Source organism: Algoriphagus sp. (assembly GCF_039969895.1).
Lineage (GTDB): Bacteria > Bacteroidota > Bacteroidia > Cytophagales > Cyclobacteriaceae > Algoriphagus.
On the sequence record NZ_JBDVMZ010000010.1, the window covers coordinates 37,003 to 55,372 of the forward strand.

Annotated in this window: 17 protein-coding genes; 11 read left to right on the forward strand and 6 right to left on the reverse strand. The window is 42.3% G+C overall.

The window, feature by feature from the left end; all coding sequences use genetic code 11:
• Positions 1-3: 3 nt before the first annotated feature.
• The 3 genes from trpB (at position 4) to ABJH64_RS05545 (ending at position 3,251) form a co-directional block, all read left to right on the forward strand.
• On the forward strand, positions 4-1,182 hold the full coding sequence (gene trpB / locus ABJH64_RS05535; protein WP_348276931.1) for a tryptophan synthase subunit beta: 1,179 nt from the start codon (positions 4-6) through the stop codon (positions 1,180-1,182).
• Positions 1,183-1,369: 187 nt separating this feature from the next.
• Positions 1,370-2,143 (forward strand): tryptophan synthase subunit alpha, encoded by a 774-nt coding sequence (gene trpA, locus ABJH64_RS05540; protein WP_348276932.1) that lies wholly within the window; start codon positions 1,370-1,372, stop codon positions 2,141-2,143.
• Between the two features lie 88 nt (positions 2,144-2,231).
• Positions 2,232-3,251, forward strand: coding sequence for a bifunctional 3-deoxy-7-phosphoheptulonate synthase/chorismate mutase (locus ABJH64_RS05545; RefSeq protein ID WP_348276933.1), 1,020 nt, complete (start codon positions 2,232-2,234; stop codon positions 3,249-3,251).
• A gap of 93 nt (positions 3,252-3,344) precedes the next feature.
• Here ABJH64_RS05545 and ABJH64_RS05550 read toward each other — a convergent pair whose 3' ends face one another.
• A complete protein-coding gene (locus ABJH64_RS05550; protein WP_348276934.1) occupies positions 3,345-3,863 on the reverse strand; it encodes a nuclear transport factor 2 family protein in 519 nt (172 codons plus the stop codon).
• Positions 3,864-4,059: 196 nt separating this feature from the next.
• Between ABJH64_RS05550 and ABJH64_RS05555 the strand changes: the two genes are divergently transcribed.
• Positions 4,060-6,006 (forward strand): tetratricopeptide repeat protein, encoded by a 1,947-nt coding sequence (locus ABJH64_RS05555; RefSeq protein WP_348276935.1) that lies wholly within the window; start codon positions 4,060-4,062, stop codon positions 6,004-6,006.
• Positions 6,003-6,734 (forward strand): response regulator, encoded by a 732-nt coding sequence (locus ABJH64_RS05560; protein ID WP_348276936.1) that lies wholly within the window; start codon positions 6,003-6,005, stop codon positions 6,732-6,734. The genes ABJH64_RS05555 and ABJH64_RS05560 overlap by 4 nt, the downstream gene beginning before the upstream one ends.
• A 142-nt stretch (positions 6,735-6,876) precedes the next feature.
• Here ABJH64_RS05560 and ABJH64_RS05565 read toward each other — a convergent pair whose 3' ends face one another.
• From ABJH64_RS05565 to ABJH64_RS05585, 5 genes are all read right to left on the reverse strand, one after another.
• Complete coding sequence (locus ABJH64_RS05565; RefSeq protein ID WP_348276937.1) at positions 6,877-7,278, reverse strand: nuclear transport factor 2 family protein; 402 nt, start codon at positions 7,276-7,278, stop codon at positions 6,877-6,879.
• A 185-nt stretch (positions 7,279-7,463) separates the two neighbouring features.
• Positions 7,464-7,856, reverse strand: coding sequence for a RidA family protein (locus ABJH64_RS05570; RefSeq protein WP_348276938.1), 393 nt, complete (start codon positions 7,854-7,856; stop codon positions 7,464-7,466).
• A gap of 89 nt (positions 7,857-7,945) precedes the next feature.
• Positions 7,946-8,950 carry an NAD(P)-dependent alcohol dehydrogenase gene (locus ABJH64_RS05575; RefSeq protein ID WP_348276939.1) on the reverse strand — a complete coding sequence of 335 codons (1,005 nt, stop codon included), beginning with the start codon at positions 8,948-8,950 and terminating at the stop codon, positions 7,946-7,948.
• 55 nt (positions 8,951-9,005) lie between these two features.
• Positions 9,006-9,863 (reverse strand): SDR family oxidoreductase, encoded by an 858-nt coding sequence (locus ABJH64_RS05580; protein ID WP_348276940.1) that lies wholly within the window; start codon positions 9,861-9,863, stop codon positions 9,006-9,008.
• Between the two features lie 35 nt (positions 9,864-9,898).
• On the reverse strand, positions 9,899-10,303 hold the full coding sequence (locus tag ABJH64_RS05585; RefSeq protein ID WP_348276941.1) for a DUF418 domain-containing protein: 405 nt from the start codon (positions 10,301-10,303) through the stop codon (positions 9,899-9,901).
• Positions 10,304-11,315: 1,012 nt separating this feature from the next.
• Between ABJH64_RS05585 and ABJH64_RS05590 the strand changes: the two genes are divergently transcribed.
• The 6 genes from ABJH64_RS05590 to ABJH64_RS05615 all read left to right on the forward strand — a co-directional run bounded on the left by ABJH64_RS05590 (position 11,316) and on the right by ABJH64_RS05615 (position 18,351).
• Positions 11,316-14,621 (forward strand): S41 family peptidase, encoded by a 3,306-nt coding sequence (locus ABJH64_RS05590; protein WP_348276942.1) that lies wholly within the window; start codon positions 11,316-11,318, stop codon positions 14,619-14,621.
• A gap of 456 nt (positions 14,622-15,077) precedes the next feature.
• A complete protein-coding gene (locus ABJH64_RS05595) occupies positions 15,078-15,452 on the forward strand; it encodes a GxxExxY protein (protein WP_348276943.1) in 375 nt (124 codons plus the stop codon).
• 307 nt (positions 15,453-15,759) lie between these two features.
• Positions 15,760-16,311, forward strand: a complete 552-nt coding sequence (locus ABJH64_RS05600; RefSeq protein ID WP_348276944.1) for a hypothetical protein — start codon at positions 15,760-15,762, stop codon at positions 16,309-16,311.
• A gap of 449 nt (positions 16,312-16,760) precedes the next feature.
• Positions 16,761-16,910, forward strand: coding sequence for a hypothetical protein (locus tag ABJH64_RS05605; RefSeq protein ID WP_348276945.1), 150 nt, complete (start codon positions 16,761-16,763; stop codon positions 16,908-16,910).
• Positions 16,911-17,208: 298 nt separating this feature from the next.
• Positions 17,209-17,364 carry a hypothetical protein gene (locus ABJH64_RS05610; protein WP_348299571.1) on the forward strand — a complete coding sequence of 52 codons (156 nt, stop codon included), beginning with the start codon at positions 17,209-17,211 and terminating at the stop codon, positions 17,362-17,364.
• A gap of 159 nt (positions 17,365-17,523) precedes the next feature.
• Entirely contained in the window at positions 17,524-18,351 is an 828-nt protein-coding gene (locus tag ABJH64_RS05615; RefSeq protein ID WP_348276947.1) for a GLPGLI family protein, read from the forward strand.
• Positions 18,352-18,370: the final 19 nt, after the last annotated feature.

The following is an 18,370-nucleotide window of genomic DNA, read 5'->3' on the forward strand; positions in this document are numbered from 1 at the left end:
ATTATGATCAAAGTAGATGAAAAGGGTTTTTACGGCAAGTTTGGTGGAGCTTATATTCCCGAAATGCTACATCCCAATATCGAGGAACTGACTGAGAACTATGAAGCAATCCTAGCTTCGCAGGAGTTTCAGGATGAGTTCAGAGGCTTGCTCAAAGATTATGTAGGTCGCCCTACGCCTCTTTATTTTGCCTCCAGACTTTCCGAGAAGCATGGCGCAAAGATCTATCTCAAGCGGGAAGATCTTTGTCATACAGGAGCTCACAAAGTGAATAATACCATTGGTCAGATCATCCTCGCCAAAAAGCTTGGGAAGAAACGAATCATAGCCGAGACGGGTGCTGGTCAGCATGGAGTGGCCACAGCGACAGTTTGTGCGCTGATGGGAATGGACTGCACCGTTTATATGGGAGAGATAGATATCGCTCGTCAGCACCCCAATGTGGAGCGGATGAAGATCTTGGGTGCTAAAGTTGTTCCGGCGACATCCGGCTCCAAAACGCTCAAAGATGCAACCAACGAAGCTATGCGTGCTTGGATCAATGATCCCGTTGGCACACATTATATCATCGGTTCGGTGGTTGGGCCTCATCCATATCCAGAGATGGTGGCAAGATTCCAGTCCGTTATTTCTGAGGAAATGAAATGGCAATTGAAGGAGAAAGAAGGAACAGAAAACCCAGCTATCGTTATCGCTTGTGTAGGTGGAGGTTCAAATGCTGCAGGAGCATTCTATCATTATTACAATACCCCTGAAGTGAGATTGGTGGCTGCCGAAGCGGCTGGTTTAGGGGTGTCTTCTGGAAAATCAGCTGCTACCACAGCGCTGGGAACTCCTGGGATTTTGCATGGATCCAAAACTATCCTGATGCAAACCGAAGATGGACAAGTGGTAGAACCACACTCTATTTCTGCTGGATTGGATTATCCGGGAATCGGCCCAGTTCATGCGCATTTGTTTGATGTGGGCAGGGGAGAATTTGTAGCGGTAGAAGATAAAGACGCGATGATGGCTGGCGTGGAACTGAGTCAATTGGAAGGGATAATTCCTGCCATTGAGTCTGCTCATGCGCTTCATGCATTGAATATGATCGAGTATTCCAAAGACGATGTGATTATTATCAACCTTTCTGGAAGGGGAGACAAGGATCTGGAAACTTACATCAAATGGGGTGGCTATTGATTTCGAATGTTTGATAATGGATTTACGAGGGTATTCTGAAGTTCAAGCATGATTTAAAGAATCGAGAATTTGAAACTTTAATTTCAAATTAAAAAATCGAATAATGAATGCTGAAGTCTCTAAACCTTCCAGCCTTATTACTTTCCCTTCTTCCAACTAATTTTTCCAATTTTTCAATAACGAAAAAATGAACCGAATACATAATTTATTTACTACTAAAAAGGATAGAGTTCTCTCCATTTACTTCACAGCGGGTTTTCCGGCTTTGGAAGATACCGTTCCAGTAATGGAGGCGATCCAGGCTGGTGGGGCAGATATTATTGAGATTGGTGTACCGTATTCTGATCCTATCGCAGACGGCCCTACCATTCAAGAAAGTAATATGGTTGCTTTGGAAAATGGGATGAGTTTGAAAAAACTCTTTGAGCAGCTGAGGGGATTCCGTGCCAAAATACATGTACCTGTCGTGATGATGGGCTATTTGAACCCTATCCTGCAATACGGAATGGAGGCTTTTTGCAAGAAATGTCAGGAAGTGGGAATAGATGGGTTGATTCTTCCGGATTTGCCTATGCAGCAATACTTGGATGACTACAAAGAGCTATTCGAGCAATATGGCTTAGTGAATACTTTCTTGATTTCTCCCCAAACTACCGAAAAGCGAATTCGACAAATTGACGAGCATTCCAGCGGATTCATTTACATGGTTTCCTCACATGGTGTCACAGGTGCCAAATCTGGAATCACAGCCGAGCAAATCTCTTATTTTGAGAGAGTCCAGGCTATGAACTTGAAAAACCCACGATTGATAGGTTTTGGGATTTCGGACGCTGAGACTTTCTCCAAAGCCTCTGAAAATAGCAATGGTGCGATCATAGGTTCTGCCTTCATCAAAACCGTGAAAAATTCTAAAAACCTGAATGAGGATATACAATCGTACATACAATCGGTGATAAATTGAAAAATCCCCAAAACTCACTCCTCATCATAACTAGTAGTCTCCACATTCAGGAATTGCTTATTTTCTGATTCATAAATCATACTTCAAAATGATCATCCAATTACAACCCGATATTTCTCCTAGCCAAAAGGAAAGCTTGATCCAAAAGGTCAATGAAACAGGCTATCAAACGACCGAAGTTAAAACGCAATTGGGATCCTACCTCATCGGGATAGGGAAAAAGGAATTCGATATTCGGAAAATCGGTCAGATGGACGGGATTGTCGATATCCATATCGTATCCGACGAGTACAAATTGGTGTCCCGCAAATGGAAAGCCAAGCCAACATCTATCGATCTAGGCGATAATATCTTCATCAAAGAAGGGGAAATGGCAGTGATCACTGGTCCTTGCTCCATAGAAACTGAAGAGCAAATCCGAGCTGTGGTAGCACACTGCGTAGAGAACGACATCAAAATGATGCGCGGCGGTGTATTCAAACCTCGGTCTAGCCCTTATGCTTTTCGAGGATTGGGATTGGATGGGTTGAAACTTTGGCATGAGATCGCCAGTGAGGCGGGAATCAAAATCGTCACAGAAGTAATGCAAACCTCCCAAATCGAAGAAATGTATCCTTACGTGGATGTGTATCAGGTGGGCGCGAGGAATTCGCAGAACTTCAACTTGCTTGACGAACTCGGGAAAGTAGATAAAGCGGTGATGATCAAGAGAGGGATTTCCGGTACGATCGAAGAACTTTTGCAGTCTGCGGAATATGTGTTCTCGGGAGGTAATGAAAAGCTGATTCTTTGCGAAAGAGGAATCAGAACGTATGAAAGAGCTTCGCGCAACACGCTGGATCTGAATGCAATTCCGATTTTGAAGGCCAAGTCCCATTTGCCAGTGATTGTAGATCCTTCGCATGGAATCGGAATCAGGGCTTATGTACCTCAGATGGCACTAGCAGGAGTGATGTCAGGAGCAGATGGAATCATCTACGAGTCTCATGCAGTTCCTGAGAAAGCGTATTCCGATGGACAGCAAACACTTGATTTTGCACAAAGCGCAAGATTAGCTAGCTGGATTCGAGAGAGTTTCGCGATGCGAAAAGGATTTGATCTGTTGTAGCAGTATCAAATCTGCTGTATAAAAATAATCCAGGAAGAATGCTCAATGCTGCATTGAAGCTCTTCCTGGAATGTAAAAGTGTCCTTATGATTTTTAGTCGCTGGTTTGATTTGCTGCTATTTCTTCAGCCTCTTTCGCTAGTTCTGTGAGTGTCATTTGAATTTCAGCGTTGTTCCAGTAGCCGAAGGCTTTGACGATTTTTCCATCGACAAACTGATAGGTAAGGTGGACTGGAATCACAAACTCCTCCCCGGTAGCCGCAAGTGTCCCTTTCCAGGTTCCCCAGAAATTCACCCAAGTTTCTCCCTTGTCAGTGACCACCATTTCATATTCGTCCTTTTCTCTGTCGAAAGCATAGGTAGAGAAAGGTTCTACAGAGAGTTTTTGGCTAGCTATAGTTTCCTGAATAGTAGCGGGGCTTTCCTCTGTGACATTGAAGAAAATGCTGGCACCATCAGCATAATTGCTTGAATAGTCTTCCCATTCTCCATTGACATAATTAGAAATCCCAGATTTGACAAGGTCTATCTCTGGGGATTGCTGCGTGTATCGCGTGGTACTAGTACAGCCTAGGGTAGTCAAAAGGACTCCCAGAAAAATTACAGTTTTCATAAGTGAAGGAAGTTAATGCGTGAAATTCTAAAACCTGGTATTTGATGGATTGAAGTTGGATTAATCCAAGCAAGGGGCAAAGTGATCAGGTACCAACCGTGTCTTTTACTTTCCAGATAGCGCGTATTACTTCCCAAAGAGCTTTTTAAACACAAAAAACTGAAGTTCAATCCATTCTATTGCTTACATTTAGTGAATGAAGAATTTTTTTTTGATCACCTTATTTTTGATTTCTGGCCATGTGCTAGCGCAAGTGCAGGTAGAAAATGGATTATTTCAATACCAAGAAGTATTTGTCGAAACGGATGATTTTCAGGCAGACTACCTTGAAAAACTAGAAAAGGCAGCCTACGATCTTCCCAAAACTTCCCCACTTAGATTGCAGGTTCTCAACGATCTTGGATATTATTTTCACACCCGCAACCTCAACTTGGCGCTTGAATACATTGAACTAGGGTTGGACGAAGCCAGAGAGCGAAATGATGCGTATTGGGAAGGGCACCTGATGGTTTCCCAAGGAGCAATTTTACTCAGAATGGAGAAGTTAGAACAAGCAGAGCAGGTGTTGAGAGATGCGATCCTATTGATCCCAGAAAGCGAAGCTTGGTTACTTTATACCAATTTGGGCTATGTGTATGAGAGAAAAGGTATGCTGGGAGATGCCTTTGTATTTGCTTCCAAGACACTGGAAATAGGTGAAAAGTATGGCGATGACAAAGCTACAGCCATGGCTTATTCGGATATGAGCAATCTTTTTTGGAAGCAAGGCAAATTTGACCCTGCGTTAAATTATGGATTAAAGTCTCTCGATATTTTTGAAAAACGCGGATTAAATGACTTGGACTATGACTTTACGCTCCATTTGGTAGGTCAATTCCTTGTTGATTTGGATAGACCTGAGCGAGCACTACCCTATTTTCAGCGGTCGGTTGAGCTCGGTGAGCGTTATGGCTTTTACAATAACCTCAGCGATACATTTATTGCGTTGGCTAATGTACAAGCCAAATTAGGTGATTATTCTGAGGCTCAGCAGTCTGGATTAGAAGCACTTCGCTACGCCAAGCTACTGGAGAATGAATTTATGATCATGCGTTCCTACATGGCATTGGGGAAGGTGAATAATGAATCTAGAGATTTTGTCCAAGCAGCTGAATATTTGGAAACCAGTATCGTTGAAGCCACGGAAAATTTTGGTGATAAATTTTATTTGAGTTTAGTCTATGAGGAGTTGAGCAAATCCTACGAAGGTTACGGTGCATTTCAACTAGCCCTGGAAGCCTCTAGAAAATCCGACCAGTTGCGAAGAGAAGTTTTTACCACTGAAGCTGAAGAGAAAATAGCTTTACTCCATACACAGATGGAAGTGGCTCAGAAGGAAAATACGATCAATCTGCAAGAAGCCAAGCTGGATCGTCAGCGGATTTTGCAGGCTTTTTATCTCACGCTAGCCGGGGTTTTGGTTGTTTTTCTATTTATACTTTATCGGGTTTTCTTGAGGAAGAAAAAGTACAGCGTGCTGTTGGAAAAAAAGAATCAAGAGAAAGAGTTTCTACTGAAAGAAATTCATCATCGGGTCAAAAATAACCTGGAGACGATTTCTAGCTTACTTACGCTGCAGATTTCAAAAATTGAAGATGCTAAGTTCAAACAGATGATGGAGGAGACCTACACCAGAGTCCAAAGTATGGGTATGATTCATCTGAGTCTCTATAAGGAAGGCAATTTGAAAGAGGTGAAAATGAAGGAGTTTTTTGAGGATTTGGCCAGATTTATTCTGGATACATTTGATGCATCTGACCGAATTGATTTTTCTATTCCGATGGAAGCGCTCGAATTGGACGTGGATGTGGCAATCCCTATAGGGCTTATTGTCAATGAATTAATATCCAATTCTCTCAAATATGCCTTCCCTGATCAGCAAACCGGGCAAATTTGCGTCAGCTTAGTCGAAAAGGAAGGAAGCCTTTGCTTGAGTGTATCGGACGATGGAATAGGAATCATGGAAAATGCCTCCGTGCAGGGAACAGGCTTCGGGAGCGAGCTGGTGAGCCTATTGACCCGCCAGTTGGATGGGAAAATGACCCTGCTGAATGAGTCAGGCACAGCGTACAATTTTGAATTCATACTAAACAAAGCCGCATGAGTGCAACTAGAATTTTGATCGTCGAAGATGACATGATCATCGCTGCAAATATCAGTTTGCAACTGAGCAATCTTGGCTATGAAGTCACAGGGATAGAGACCAAAGGAGAAGAGGCTATTCACCATGCCTTGGAGACCAAGCCTGATATAATTCTGATGGATATACATCTCAGGGGCAAAATAACCGGCATAGAAGCCGCTCATGAGATTCGTAAGTTTCTGAGTATTCCGCTGATTTTCCTTACTGCAAATGCGGACGATGCCACATTTGAAAAAGCCAAAGAGACGCATCCTTTTGCTTTTATTGCCAAGCCATTTACCAAACAGAACCTAGAAAGAACAATTGCCTTAGTGGAGGAAAGAATTAAAGAAAATCCGGCAAACATTTCCTCCTTCGAAACAGCGATAGATTCACGGGAGGATAGAATTTTCATTCGAAATCAAAACAAGTTGATCAAGGTAATGCTAGATGACATTCTCTGGGTGGAGGCAGAACGGAACTATTGCAAAATCATCACCAATCAGCAGGCCTATACGATAGTCAGTCCGCTAAACAAGCTTTGCGAAAGAATCGACCAAAAGCGCTTTGTGAGAATCCATCGATCTTTCATGGTCAATTTTTCCAAACTAGAGGCTGTAGCCGATTCTCACGTAGAGCTTAAAAGCAAACTGATTCCCATCGGCAAGCAATACAAGGAGGATTTATTTAAATTGATGAACAAGGTATAGCTTACTTTATGAAGCTATCTTATGCTTGTTTTTACTTTCATCAAAGTGATAGGGGTTGTCTCGAATCCTAACTATAGATTTCCATTAGATAAGTATGAGGGAATAATGCGAATTCTTGCTCAGCTAATCTTATAAAGTTGAGTTACTTTTCCGTTGCCTCATGCAATTTTTTGGTATCAACATATTGTTGGAAAGTCACAATTTTTCCGTCTTTCAGTGTCCAGAAATGGCCAACTTGCGCATCGTAATTATTTCCATTTTTGTGTTTGGCATCATAGCGTAAAGTGGCAAATACCTTGTCGTTGTGCATTTCATGGAGTTCTATGTCCTTTAAGTTGAAATACTCGTGGTCGGCCATTATCCGGCCGAATACGCCATTTAATACAGCTTCGGGCCCGATGTACGGATTGCCATCGGAATAGGCGTTTCCCTCAGCTTCATTCCAAACTATGTTGGGATCCATTCTTCCTAAGACTGCGGGCACATCACCCACAGCAAATGCTTTGTAAAGTCCATCTATGATAGACATGTTCGTAGTTGTCATGTTATTAGTAGTTAAAAGATTATGTGAATTGATTATATGATTAAGCGCTTGGCCGACGGCGACGATATAAAGACAGTGTGAATCAAGATCCACTTTAAGTTTGAAGTCGTATCGGTCTCTCGTCTTCCAACTTGATTAGCAAAGAAGCTCAGGTTAATGGCATACTTTCCCACTAGCGTAATCTATCATTTATGGACTTCCAATTCGATCTCGATCAGAAATTCCGGCAATGCCAAGCCTTTGACTTCTAGCCATGATCCTGTAGGAAAATGTTGTGTATAAATGCTCGCCCGGTATTCTGCGTGTTCCAGAAAAGCTGGCATATCAGTAGTAAATACGTTTTCCACCACCACGTCGTCAAAGGTGCAGCCGTAATGCGCCAACACTTTCTCCAGATCAGCATAGCAGTTTTTCATTTGCTGAAGAAAATCACCTACTGCAGAAGGTGCCCCTTCGTCATCCATACTTACAGCTCCTGATATTTTGATACTATTTCCAATCTTCACGGCATGGCTGTATCCATAGGCTTTTTCTATTTCAGGCCTTAGGCAGAAATACATTGGTTTTTCTGAATTCATAGATTATTGGATTAAATGGTTTTACGTTTTTCATTCCATGGCCTGTGTTCTCACAGATCACTTTCTAGAATATTCTTAGGTGGGGAGTTTTAATTTTTCAGCACTATTCTATACCGCGCTTTACCTGATTCCAAATGTGCCAAAGCCTCATTTGCCTGAGTCATAGGATATTCCTCCGTAATGGGATAGATATCATGGCGCACACAGAACTCGAGCATAGTTCTCGTCAATGCAGGACTGCCTAGCGGGCTCGAAGCCACAGATTTTTGTCCTGTCAGCAAAGTGAAAGTGGGAATGGCCATAGGCTCGAGTACAGCTCCCACGTTATGGAATTTGCCTTTGGGCGCCAAGGCGACTAAGTAAGAATTCCAATCGAGCGTCACATTGGTAGTGTTGAGGATAAAATTCAAACTACCGGCTATTTTGGCAAGTTCTTCTGGATTCGTCGAGTCTATGACTCTAGTCGCTCCCATGGCTAGAATGGCTTGTTTTTTTGCGGGATTGGAACTGAAAGCAACAACTTCACAACCCCATTTATTGAGGAATTTAAGCGCCATGTGACCTAAGCCGCCTATTCCGATTACGCCCACTTTGTCCGTGGCTTTTACCTCAGCTAGAATTATGGGATTGAAAACGGTGATACCTCCACAAAGTAAAGGCCCAGCTTTATCCAACTTGATTCCTTCGGGAAGCGGGATAGCCCATGACCAATGGCTGCGTACATAGTCAGCGAAACCTCCATGTCGCCCGCCAATGGTGTGTTCAGCAGATGCGCATAAGTGATGAGACCCGTCCATACACTCATGACAGGACATGCATGATCCTGAATACCATCCTATCCCTACCTTGTCACCTACTTGGATGTTTTTGACTGCATCGCCTGCTGCTATGACTTCACCGATTATCTCATGACCTGGTACTATGGGAAATGCAGACATGCCCCAATCGTTGTTGATCATACTGAGGTCTGAGTGACAGATACCACAGTTGATTACTTTAACATCTACTTGCTCGGATCCGAGGGGACCCAGCTCATAACTAAATGCTTCTAATTTTTCGCGAGGGCCTTTGGCCGCGTATGCCGATACTTTCATATAAGTTGAGTTTAGATGTATAAATTAAAGTTGTTAATGATCGGTCTTGATGAAATTACCTTCTGGCATTCAGACCAAAATCCCGTTCTACTGCATCGTACCAGTCTTCATCAGACACCGCACTTCTATCAATCCATTCTTCATCACTCATGGATTGACGCCACTGGATGAATGGAACTGCGTCTGGGCCTATTGGGTGGCGAAGGGTCCAAGAGTTTCCAGATGCGAATTCAAGTACTTTATCAGCAACGAGGGTAGGAGGAGTTGGATTCTTCAAGGAAGCATGGAAGAGATCTGACATCCGTTTGGAAGTAGGGTAAATGGATGAGGATGCGCTTTCGATCTCATGAGCCATATCCGTATCAATGATTCCTGGCTCAATGATTCCAACTCGGACATTGAAGGGTTTGACTTCTTGGGCTAGGGCTTCACTGATAGCTTCTAAGGCAAACTTGCTTGCTGAATAGCAGCCCAGAGGAGATGAAGTCAGCCGGCCAGAAACTGAAGTGATATTGATGATGCATCCACTTTTCTGTTCTCGCATAGTGGGAAGTACCGCTTGAATACAACGGACAGAACCGAGCACATTTGTCTCAAAAACGGCTCTATAATCAGAGATAGGCATTTCTTCGATAGATCCGTTCAGGCCAATGCCAGCGTTATTGACTATTATATCTATACTTCCATGCTCCAGTAGGAGTTCATCCATCACGGATTTGACTGATATGTCCGAATTCACATACATTTTGTGCATGGTGATAGGAAGAGATTCGTTTGTGATGACTTTAGAAAGTTCTAATGCTTTGGCAGGTTTTCGCATGGTGGCGAAAACCCGATAACCTGCTCTGGCAAAGGCCAGGGCGATTTCTAAACCTATTCCCCTACTGGATCCGGTGACGAGTACTTTTTTCATAAAAAATCTTTTTTGTTTTCTTGAACTTTGTAATATCAATCAGTTTGTGATAGCACTTTTCGCAGAGCGTGAGCTTTCTGATAACTGAGGTTTCTCCACCGCCACTCCATCGGACCATAGAGGAAGTGTGGAAGCCAAATGGGGCCGACAAAGATTTCCTTGCCTGTGTCGAGTATGACCTTTGCTTCGGTCACCTCTGTCCACCCTTTTTTATCATTTCGATAGTCAATATATTCCCAAAGCGTACCTAGGCTAAAAAGGAAGAAAGTCGATAGTATCAAAGGTTTTGTAGCACTAGACCGAAGCGAATCTCCTAAAAGCCACATTTTGATAACCATCCATAAGATCCCAAAAAGTACCGTTCCGCGCATTACATCCAAGAAGAGTATGCGGTCCCATTGCTTTGTAGGAATTAGTTCATAATTGAGGATCTGTTCCATAGTTTATTCTCTTCCCGCAATTTGCTTGACCTTGCAGGAGGGAAAATCTAGGGTATTTAAAGTCCCTTAGAAAAAGTTCTTGGACGGATACATCAAACTAGTGTCCGAAGCTGGTTTTTTTTCTCCCAGCATGCTTCCGGGTTGTGAACAAAAACCCAATTGAAAAGCAAGAATCTTGTGGAATGAATAGGCGTTTAGTGGAGTGCATAAAAAATCAATGCCAGTTGAAATTTTCCAATTTCTAACTAGCATTGATCGAAAAATGTAATCACCCTTGTTGAAAAAATTCGTTAAGTTTTGACATTCAATACCGCGCCTTTGACTAAGCGAATAATATAAACCTTACGATATATTTTGAATCCTTCTGTTCTTTATTGAAGTTCAGAAGTCTGTCTTAAACCACAGTGAAAAGAACCAGAATGATCTTAAGAATTAAAAACTGAATGGGACGAATGACAGCTAGTAATGTCCGAGGGTTGCTCAATTTTCCCCAAGAGGCATTCTAGGACTGGAGGCTTCTCCTGATTACATTTTAGCTAAAACGGACCAATTGATTTTTTTTGATGTTTCGACAGGTTTTCCAGCGGTAGCCGTCCTTTCGTTGAATACCATTTCCGGTTGCGAGCCAGATCAGTCCGTAGCTATCTTGCTTCAGGTCCTTTACTCACGGCTATGCTAGCCCTTTGGAGATAGAGATGGTTTTGATCCAGCCATCCTGGGCCTGAGTTTCCATGGGTTCCACTACGAGTAGCACAAGAGGAGAAAAGTAAGATAGATGGTGCCTAGAAATCGGGAAGTTGTCGAATTAGATCAAGCAGGTTAAATTCGGGTGAATGTAAATTAGGATTGCTTTGATTCATGGCTGAATCGTAAATGAGGAATAGCGATTCTAGAAATTTGCATACCAACTAAAAACCTTACTATTTCAACAAAAACCTTATTGCTTGAAAACAAGGGGTTTCAATTCAAAATGCTTTAAAAATTCCATTTTTTGAATCTAACTACTAAAAAAATGAATGTTAAAAACCTCCTTTCCCTGTTCACACTTACCTTCAGTGTAGTCCTCAGTAATGCGCAGACCCAGCCGGGCTATTTCATGCATCCGGATGTAAATGCGGATCAAATCGTCTTCGTTTCCGAAGGTGACATTTGGAAAGTCACTACTGCTGGTGGGCAAGCGATTCGCTTGACTTCTCATCCCGGTGATGAATCCGATCCGAAGATTTCTCCTGATGGAAAATGGGTGGCATATGCTGCCAGCTACGAAGGCCCCACCGAAGTCTATGTGATGCCCATGGCCGGTGGACTTCCTAAGCGATTGACTTACGAGCCTGCAGCTTCCATACCCACAGATTGGAAGTCGCCTAAAGAAGTCGCTTACGTCACGAATCAATATGCGACACTTCCAAAGCTCATGACGCTGACTGTACATGTGGAAACTGGAAAGAAAAGCATGATTCCGCTGGAAATGGCCGCCGAAGGAAGCTTTTCTGAAGATGGAAAAACCTATTTTTTCGTCCGACCAACTTTTCATAACAATGTTACCAAACGCTATGAAGGTGGCACTGCTCGCCAGATATGGAAGTTTACTGAAGGCACCGAGGAAGCGATCAAACTCACCAAAGACTACACAGGTGAGGATCATCATCCGGTAGCTCATCAGGACAAGGTCTATTTCCTTTCCTCCCGAGATGGCATCGTCAATGTCTGGATGATGGATGAGAATGGCGGCGCAATGAGTCAAGTCACCAAGGAATCGAGCTTTGATGTGCGTGAGTTTTCTGTTTCTGGAAATCAATTGGTTTACCGAGTAGGGGCGGATTTGAAGCTGATGCCTTTAACTGGCAATTCTGCTCAGACCTTAGCTATCGCGTTGGTCTCGGATTTTGATCAGTTGAGAGAAAAATGGGTGGACAACCCTATGGAGAACATGACTGGAGCAGCTGTCAGCAATGACGGTGAACGAGTGGTGCTAACTACTAGAGGAAGAGTTTTCTCTGTGCCAGTAAAAGAAGGAAGGACTGTTCGTCTCAGTCGGAAAGATGGTGTGCGCTACAGGGATGCGGTTTTTTCTCCTGACGGAAAATCAATTTTGACCTTCTCGGACGAAAGTTCTGAATTTGAAATTCACGAATACAACAGCCTGGGGATGGATCAGGGTAAGCAACTTTCCAAGGAAGGAACTACTCTGAAATTTGACATGCTTCCTTCTCCAGACGGGTCAAAGATCGCTTACCGAGATTTGAATAGCGTGATATGGATCATGGATAGGTCAGGGGGCTCGCAGATTAAAGTCACAGATTCCGACGAAAACATCACTTCCAGCATGGCCTGGTCTCCCGATGGAAAATGGCTTGCCTACGCTCAAGCGGCATCTAATACTTTTTCCCAAATCCATGTCTATAATGTGGAAAGTAAAAAGCGAATCACCATGACCTCTGATCGGGCAAATAGCCTCAGTCCGCAGTGGAGTCCAGACGGAAATTGGCTCTATTTTCTCTCAGATCGCAATTTCCAAACTGTCATTGGAAGTCCATGGGGACAGCGACAGCCGGAGCCTTTTTGGGAAAAACAGATGAAGATCTACCAAATAGGGCTGAAGCCGGGTTTGACTTCGCCCTTCTTCTTTGCCAATGAGCTAGAAGAGCCCAAAGCGAAAGAAAAAGAGAAGGCGCCAGAAAAAGTAACAGTGACGATCGAGGAAGAGAAGTTGCTGGAGAGACTTCGAGAGGTGCCGATTCCAGCAGGAAATTACACCAATCTTATCGTAACCGACAAAGCATTGTATTACCATGAGATCGGCCCGGGAATGGGGGTTTTCTACGGTGGTGGCGCGAGTGGAAATGAAAAAGCCCCATTGATGATGGCAGCCATTTCCAATACTCCTGAGCCCAAGGCTTTCATCGACAATGTGCGCAACTATACCGTCTCACAAAACAACAAATACATCTTGGTTCGCAGCGGATCGAATTATTCAGTGGTGGAACTAGGAACTTCACCTGTTTCTGACCTTGCCAAAACCAAAGTGGATTTCTCAGGGGTGAAATTTTCCATAGATCCTCGGGAAGACTGGAAGCAGATCTATACCGATGCTTGGCGTATGGAGCGGGATTATTTCTACGATCCCGGCATGCATGGCGTTGATTGGGATGCGATGCATGCGAAGTATTTGCCGCTGGTAGATCGCGTGACTACCAGAGCCGAACTTTCGGATGTGATTGGTGAGATGGTGGGTGAACTCTCGGTCTTGCACACTTCAGTGCGAGGCGGAGATCTTCGAGATGGGGAAGATGATATCAGTATGGGAATGCTCGGTGCGCAATTGACCAGAAATGACAAGATGAAAGGTTATACTGTTTCGCATATCTACCAGTCCGATCCAGATTATCCAGATGAACAATCGCCACTTTCGCATCCGGATGTCAACATTTCTAAAGGTGATGTGATCACACATATAGATGGAGTTGGCGTGATGGAGGTGCCTGATATTTATTCGCTCTTGCGTGACAAAGCGGGAAATCAAGTTAGAGTTTCCTTGTTGTCAGCTGATGGCAAAGCAAAAGAAGATCGTATCCTCAAGCCGATGACTTCAAGAGCTGAAGCCAACCTTCGCTACAACGAATGGGAATGGACTCGAAGAAAGGAAGTCGAAGAAAAATCGGGTGGAGACATGGGGTACGTTCATCTTCGAGCGATGACTCAAACTGATATCAACCAATGGTACCGTGATTTTTATCCTCAGTTTAAGAAAAAGGGCTTAGTCATCGATGTGCGCCAAAATCGTGGAGGAAATATCGATTCTTTTATTTTGGAAAAATTGATGCGAGAAGTGTTCATTTATTGGAAAGGAAGAACCGGCGAACCGTATTGGAATATGCCGTATGCTTTCCGTGGACATCTGGTCTTGCTGGTGGATGAGTTCACCGCCTCCGATGGAGAAGCTTTTGCCGAAGGCTTCCGGAGATTGGGTATGGGCAAAGCTATAGGTGCGAGAACTTGGGGAGGGGAAGTTTGGCTTTCTGGCTCAAATACGCTTTCCGATAATGGAATTGCCAGGGCTCCGATGAATGGAGTTTATGGAACGAAGTTGGTTGATGGGGACACCAACCAAGGCGAAGAAGTTGAATGGTTGATCGAGGGAGTTGGTTTTATTCCAGATATCGAAGTGATTAATATGCCCAAGGCGACTTTTGATGGTGGCGATGCTCAATTGGATGCGGCAATCGAGCATTTAAAAGGATTGATCAAATCCGATCCTCGGCCTGTTCCTCAGCCGCCGGCCTATCCAGATAAGAGTTTTAAGAATGGAAAGAATTGATGTGAAAAGCCTGCGAAAGCAGGTTTTTTTGTTTTGCGGATGGTTTCAGAAAAACTGTGCTCACCTTTTTCCTTTAAAAATATACTCTATGGTATTCTCCGTGTTCTCGGTGTCTCTGTGTTGAAAAAAAAGTATTCTTAACACAGAGGCACAGAGTACACAGAGGTTTCACGGAGATTTTTTGAAAATGTAAAGCATGTTGTTTCTCTATGGTATTTTCCGTGTCTAGGTGTTGAAAAAAATATTTTTACCACAGAGGCACAGAGTACACAGAGGTTTCACGGAGATTTTTTGAAAATGTAAAGCATATTGTTTTTCTATGGTATTCTTCGTGTTGAAAAAAAGATTCTTAACACAGAGGCACAGAGTACACAGAGGTTTCACGGAGTACTTTTTAATATAGGTTTTAACTATAAATCTTCAAAATTCTTATATTGATAGTTAAGCAAAATAGAGATGAAGGAAGATGAAATCACATCGAAAATTATTGGAGCTGCAATAGAGGTTCATAAGCAACTTGGTCCAGGCTTATTGGAAAGTGCCTATGAGATTTGTTTGGCACACGAGCTAAAGACTCAAGGTTTGAATGTGGAATCCCAGATTGTTTTACCGGTGGTATTCATGGGTGTGAAATTAGAAGCTGGTTATCGTTTGGATTTGCTAGTAGAAAAAACTGTCATTGTGGAGATAAAGGCTGTAGAGGAACTTGCCAATATTCATTTAGCTCAAACGCTTACTTATTTGCGGTTGGGAGGTTTAAGACTAGGGTTGCTTATCAATTTTAGTGTACCAAAGCTTGTAGATGGTTTGAAAAGAGTTGTTAATGGTTGAAAGTTGTATTTTTTTAAAAACCTTCATTTCTCTGTGGTATTCTTCGTGTTCTCGGTGTCTCTGTGTTGAAAAAAAAGTATTCTTAACACAGAGGCACAGCGTACACAGAGGTTTCACCGAGGATTAATTTGACTTCGAAATAGTTGGTATTAAAATAATTTTCCATTGGTGCCTTCATCCCTTATACTTTTATATTTCAAGGCTTATTAATATTCCAATATAAAAAAACACTCTTTTTTTGCTTTGCATGATTATTGCAAATGCTTTTGCGTAAAAAATCAGCATCCCAGGCTCCGTCAAAAAAACCATGGATCAGGTCGATACGATAACGATTCGAAATCACATTGCCTGCCTGGCGGATGACCGATTGCTGGGTAGAAAACCCGGCACCGAAGGCTGTCAGATGGCCGTGGACTATGTGGTCAAGGAGTTCAAAGCTATGGGAAATCCACCCGCTGGCGATCCGGGTCAATTCACACAGAAATTGATCTTGAGATCTAGCAAAGTCGTTTATAAGAGTTCCAAGGCCTATTTATTTGATTCCAATGGAAATGTTGATTCTCTAGCTTTTAGACATGATTTTCTTCCTTATGCTCATCCGCTAATGGCTAATGCTGCTGGGCATGGAAAGTTAGATTTCGTAAATTATGGAGTGGATGCGCCTGGGATCTATTCGGAATATTTTGGAGTGGATGTCAAAGGAAAAGTGGTTGTGTTTTTAGCCGGTGTTCAAGATGTTTTGCCTGCTTCTACGTTAGTTTCGCATTTTGGAAGCGCAGGAAATAAGCTGAATACCGCCGCAGAAAAGGGTTCAAAAGGAGCTATTCTAATTTATCCGATGCAATCATTCCGGGATTAGAACCCATTCAATCGACCGTCGGTATGAATCCAGACAAGACGGTAGCTTTCAGCCGTGGTTCCAATGGAAATCTAGGTTTTGCCTTGACTTCGACGAATGTCTTTCTAACTCTATTTGAACTCAGGAAAAAGTCTATCAGAGACCATAATTGCCATCTAACCTCGTAAGAATTACTCTATCCAATTTCCCTTTTTCGCTTAGCTCAAGCTACACGAAGAGCTACTCAGAGATTGAAAGTGAAAATGTGATAGACCTGATTCCAGGTACAGATCCAAAATTAAAAAATGAATAGGTGGTGCACTCTGTGTAATTGGATCACGAGTCAGAGTAAAATAGCTTTGTGCGTGGGGTTGGTTTAGATTTGTGGCAAATGGAATACAAGCCCTGCAAATTAAGTTTGGCAACAGAAGCTATATTCCAGAATTCGATGTGGATGCTTTTATCAAAACTTGGCGCGCCAACTATTCCATCAAACTGCCGATGGCATGGATGGGATTTTTGATTTTGATGCAGCCAAAATTTACGTTCAACTGAATTTTCTGATGAGCTATTCCATCGATGAGACGTCGGTGAGACCTGTTTGGGAGCAAGGGGATTAGTTTGACAATAAGTAAAATTTCAACTATGGGAAGCGGTGTATTTGTCACTCATTACGTTTAATTTGAAAATATTTTAACTGAATTAAGATGGTTTTTTGTTTACTTAAAGTATTGAAAATTAAAGCTTTGTTAATTTTTAAAGTCTTTTAAATTAATAAAATTGAATTATAGATATATGATTAAGTATTTAAACTTTTTTAATAAATAGTTTGACTTTTATATTTATATCTTGCTCGTAATCAGATAGCAAAGTGGCTGCCGCTATTTTTTCTTATTCATTTACCTAAACAAAATTGTTATGAACAAATTAATTCTAGGCTGCTTTTTAATTTCAGGATTTGCAGTCGCTGAAACTTCTGTTTCTGAAAACAAAATTTCTGAAACCACTGAGAATAAAAGACAATGCCCTCCTGAGGAACATATTTTTATTCTCTTTAATACAAGTTGTGGATAGCCTGCGGTTGCATCGGGCTGTACTACTGCGGAAATTATTGCAGACGTCATAAACTGGGAAGAATTTCATTGTGGACCTTTAGGTCCTCCGGAAGTATAGTATATTACCAAAGGGGGCCTTTGCTCCCTTTTTCCTATTTTCAAATTTTAAGTCAATAATATGAAACAACTTCTCCTACTAATATTCCTTCTGTTAGCGAGTTCGGCCATGGATATTCATGGACAAGTAAGCAATCAAGCCTTTTATTACTCTGCGACATCCACTCCTGACTCCACAAATTCCACTTATAAGGGGTCTGATTACATGGTTTTGTGGGCAGGAGATAACCACAGCGTTTTTGAGAGTTATTATGGATACCGAATTGATTCTGTTCAAGCTGCTGCATCGTCTAAAAGTACTAATCCGAAGGATGTGAATTTGGATGCCTTAATAGGGTCTGTTTTGTCTATGAAAAAGCCTAGCTACAAATATAGAATTCATAAATCATGGAAGGATGAGCAGATTACTTTTTACCAGAATCTGTTTTTTGATAACTATGTGTATTCTCAGCCTCTAAAAATGAATGGATGGAAAATCGAAAAGGAATTCAAGGATATTTTAGGTTTTAACTGTCAAAAAGCTTCCATAGCCTATGCCGGCCGTGATTTTATTGCATGGTTTACAGAGGAGATTCCAATGAGTGATGGTCCGTATGTTTTCAATGGACTTCCTGGACTCATTTTGGAAGTTAGAGACGTTCAGAATCATTATAGTTTTGAATTGGTAGGCATTCAAAATTCTTCTGTAGAAATGACTGAAAGAGTACTCCCAAATTCAATTACCCTTTCAAAAGAACAATACTTTTTAACTAAAAAAGCACTTTTAAAGGATGTCCGCAAGGCTTTACTTGGAAAGCCTGCTGCTTCAGTTTCTGATGAGGATATTAGAAGCGTACAAGCTCGATATGATCAATCCAATAATCCATTGGAATTGGTGGTGGAGAAATGAAGGTAGTATTCTTGGGCGT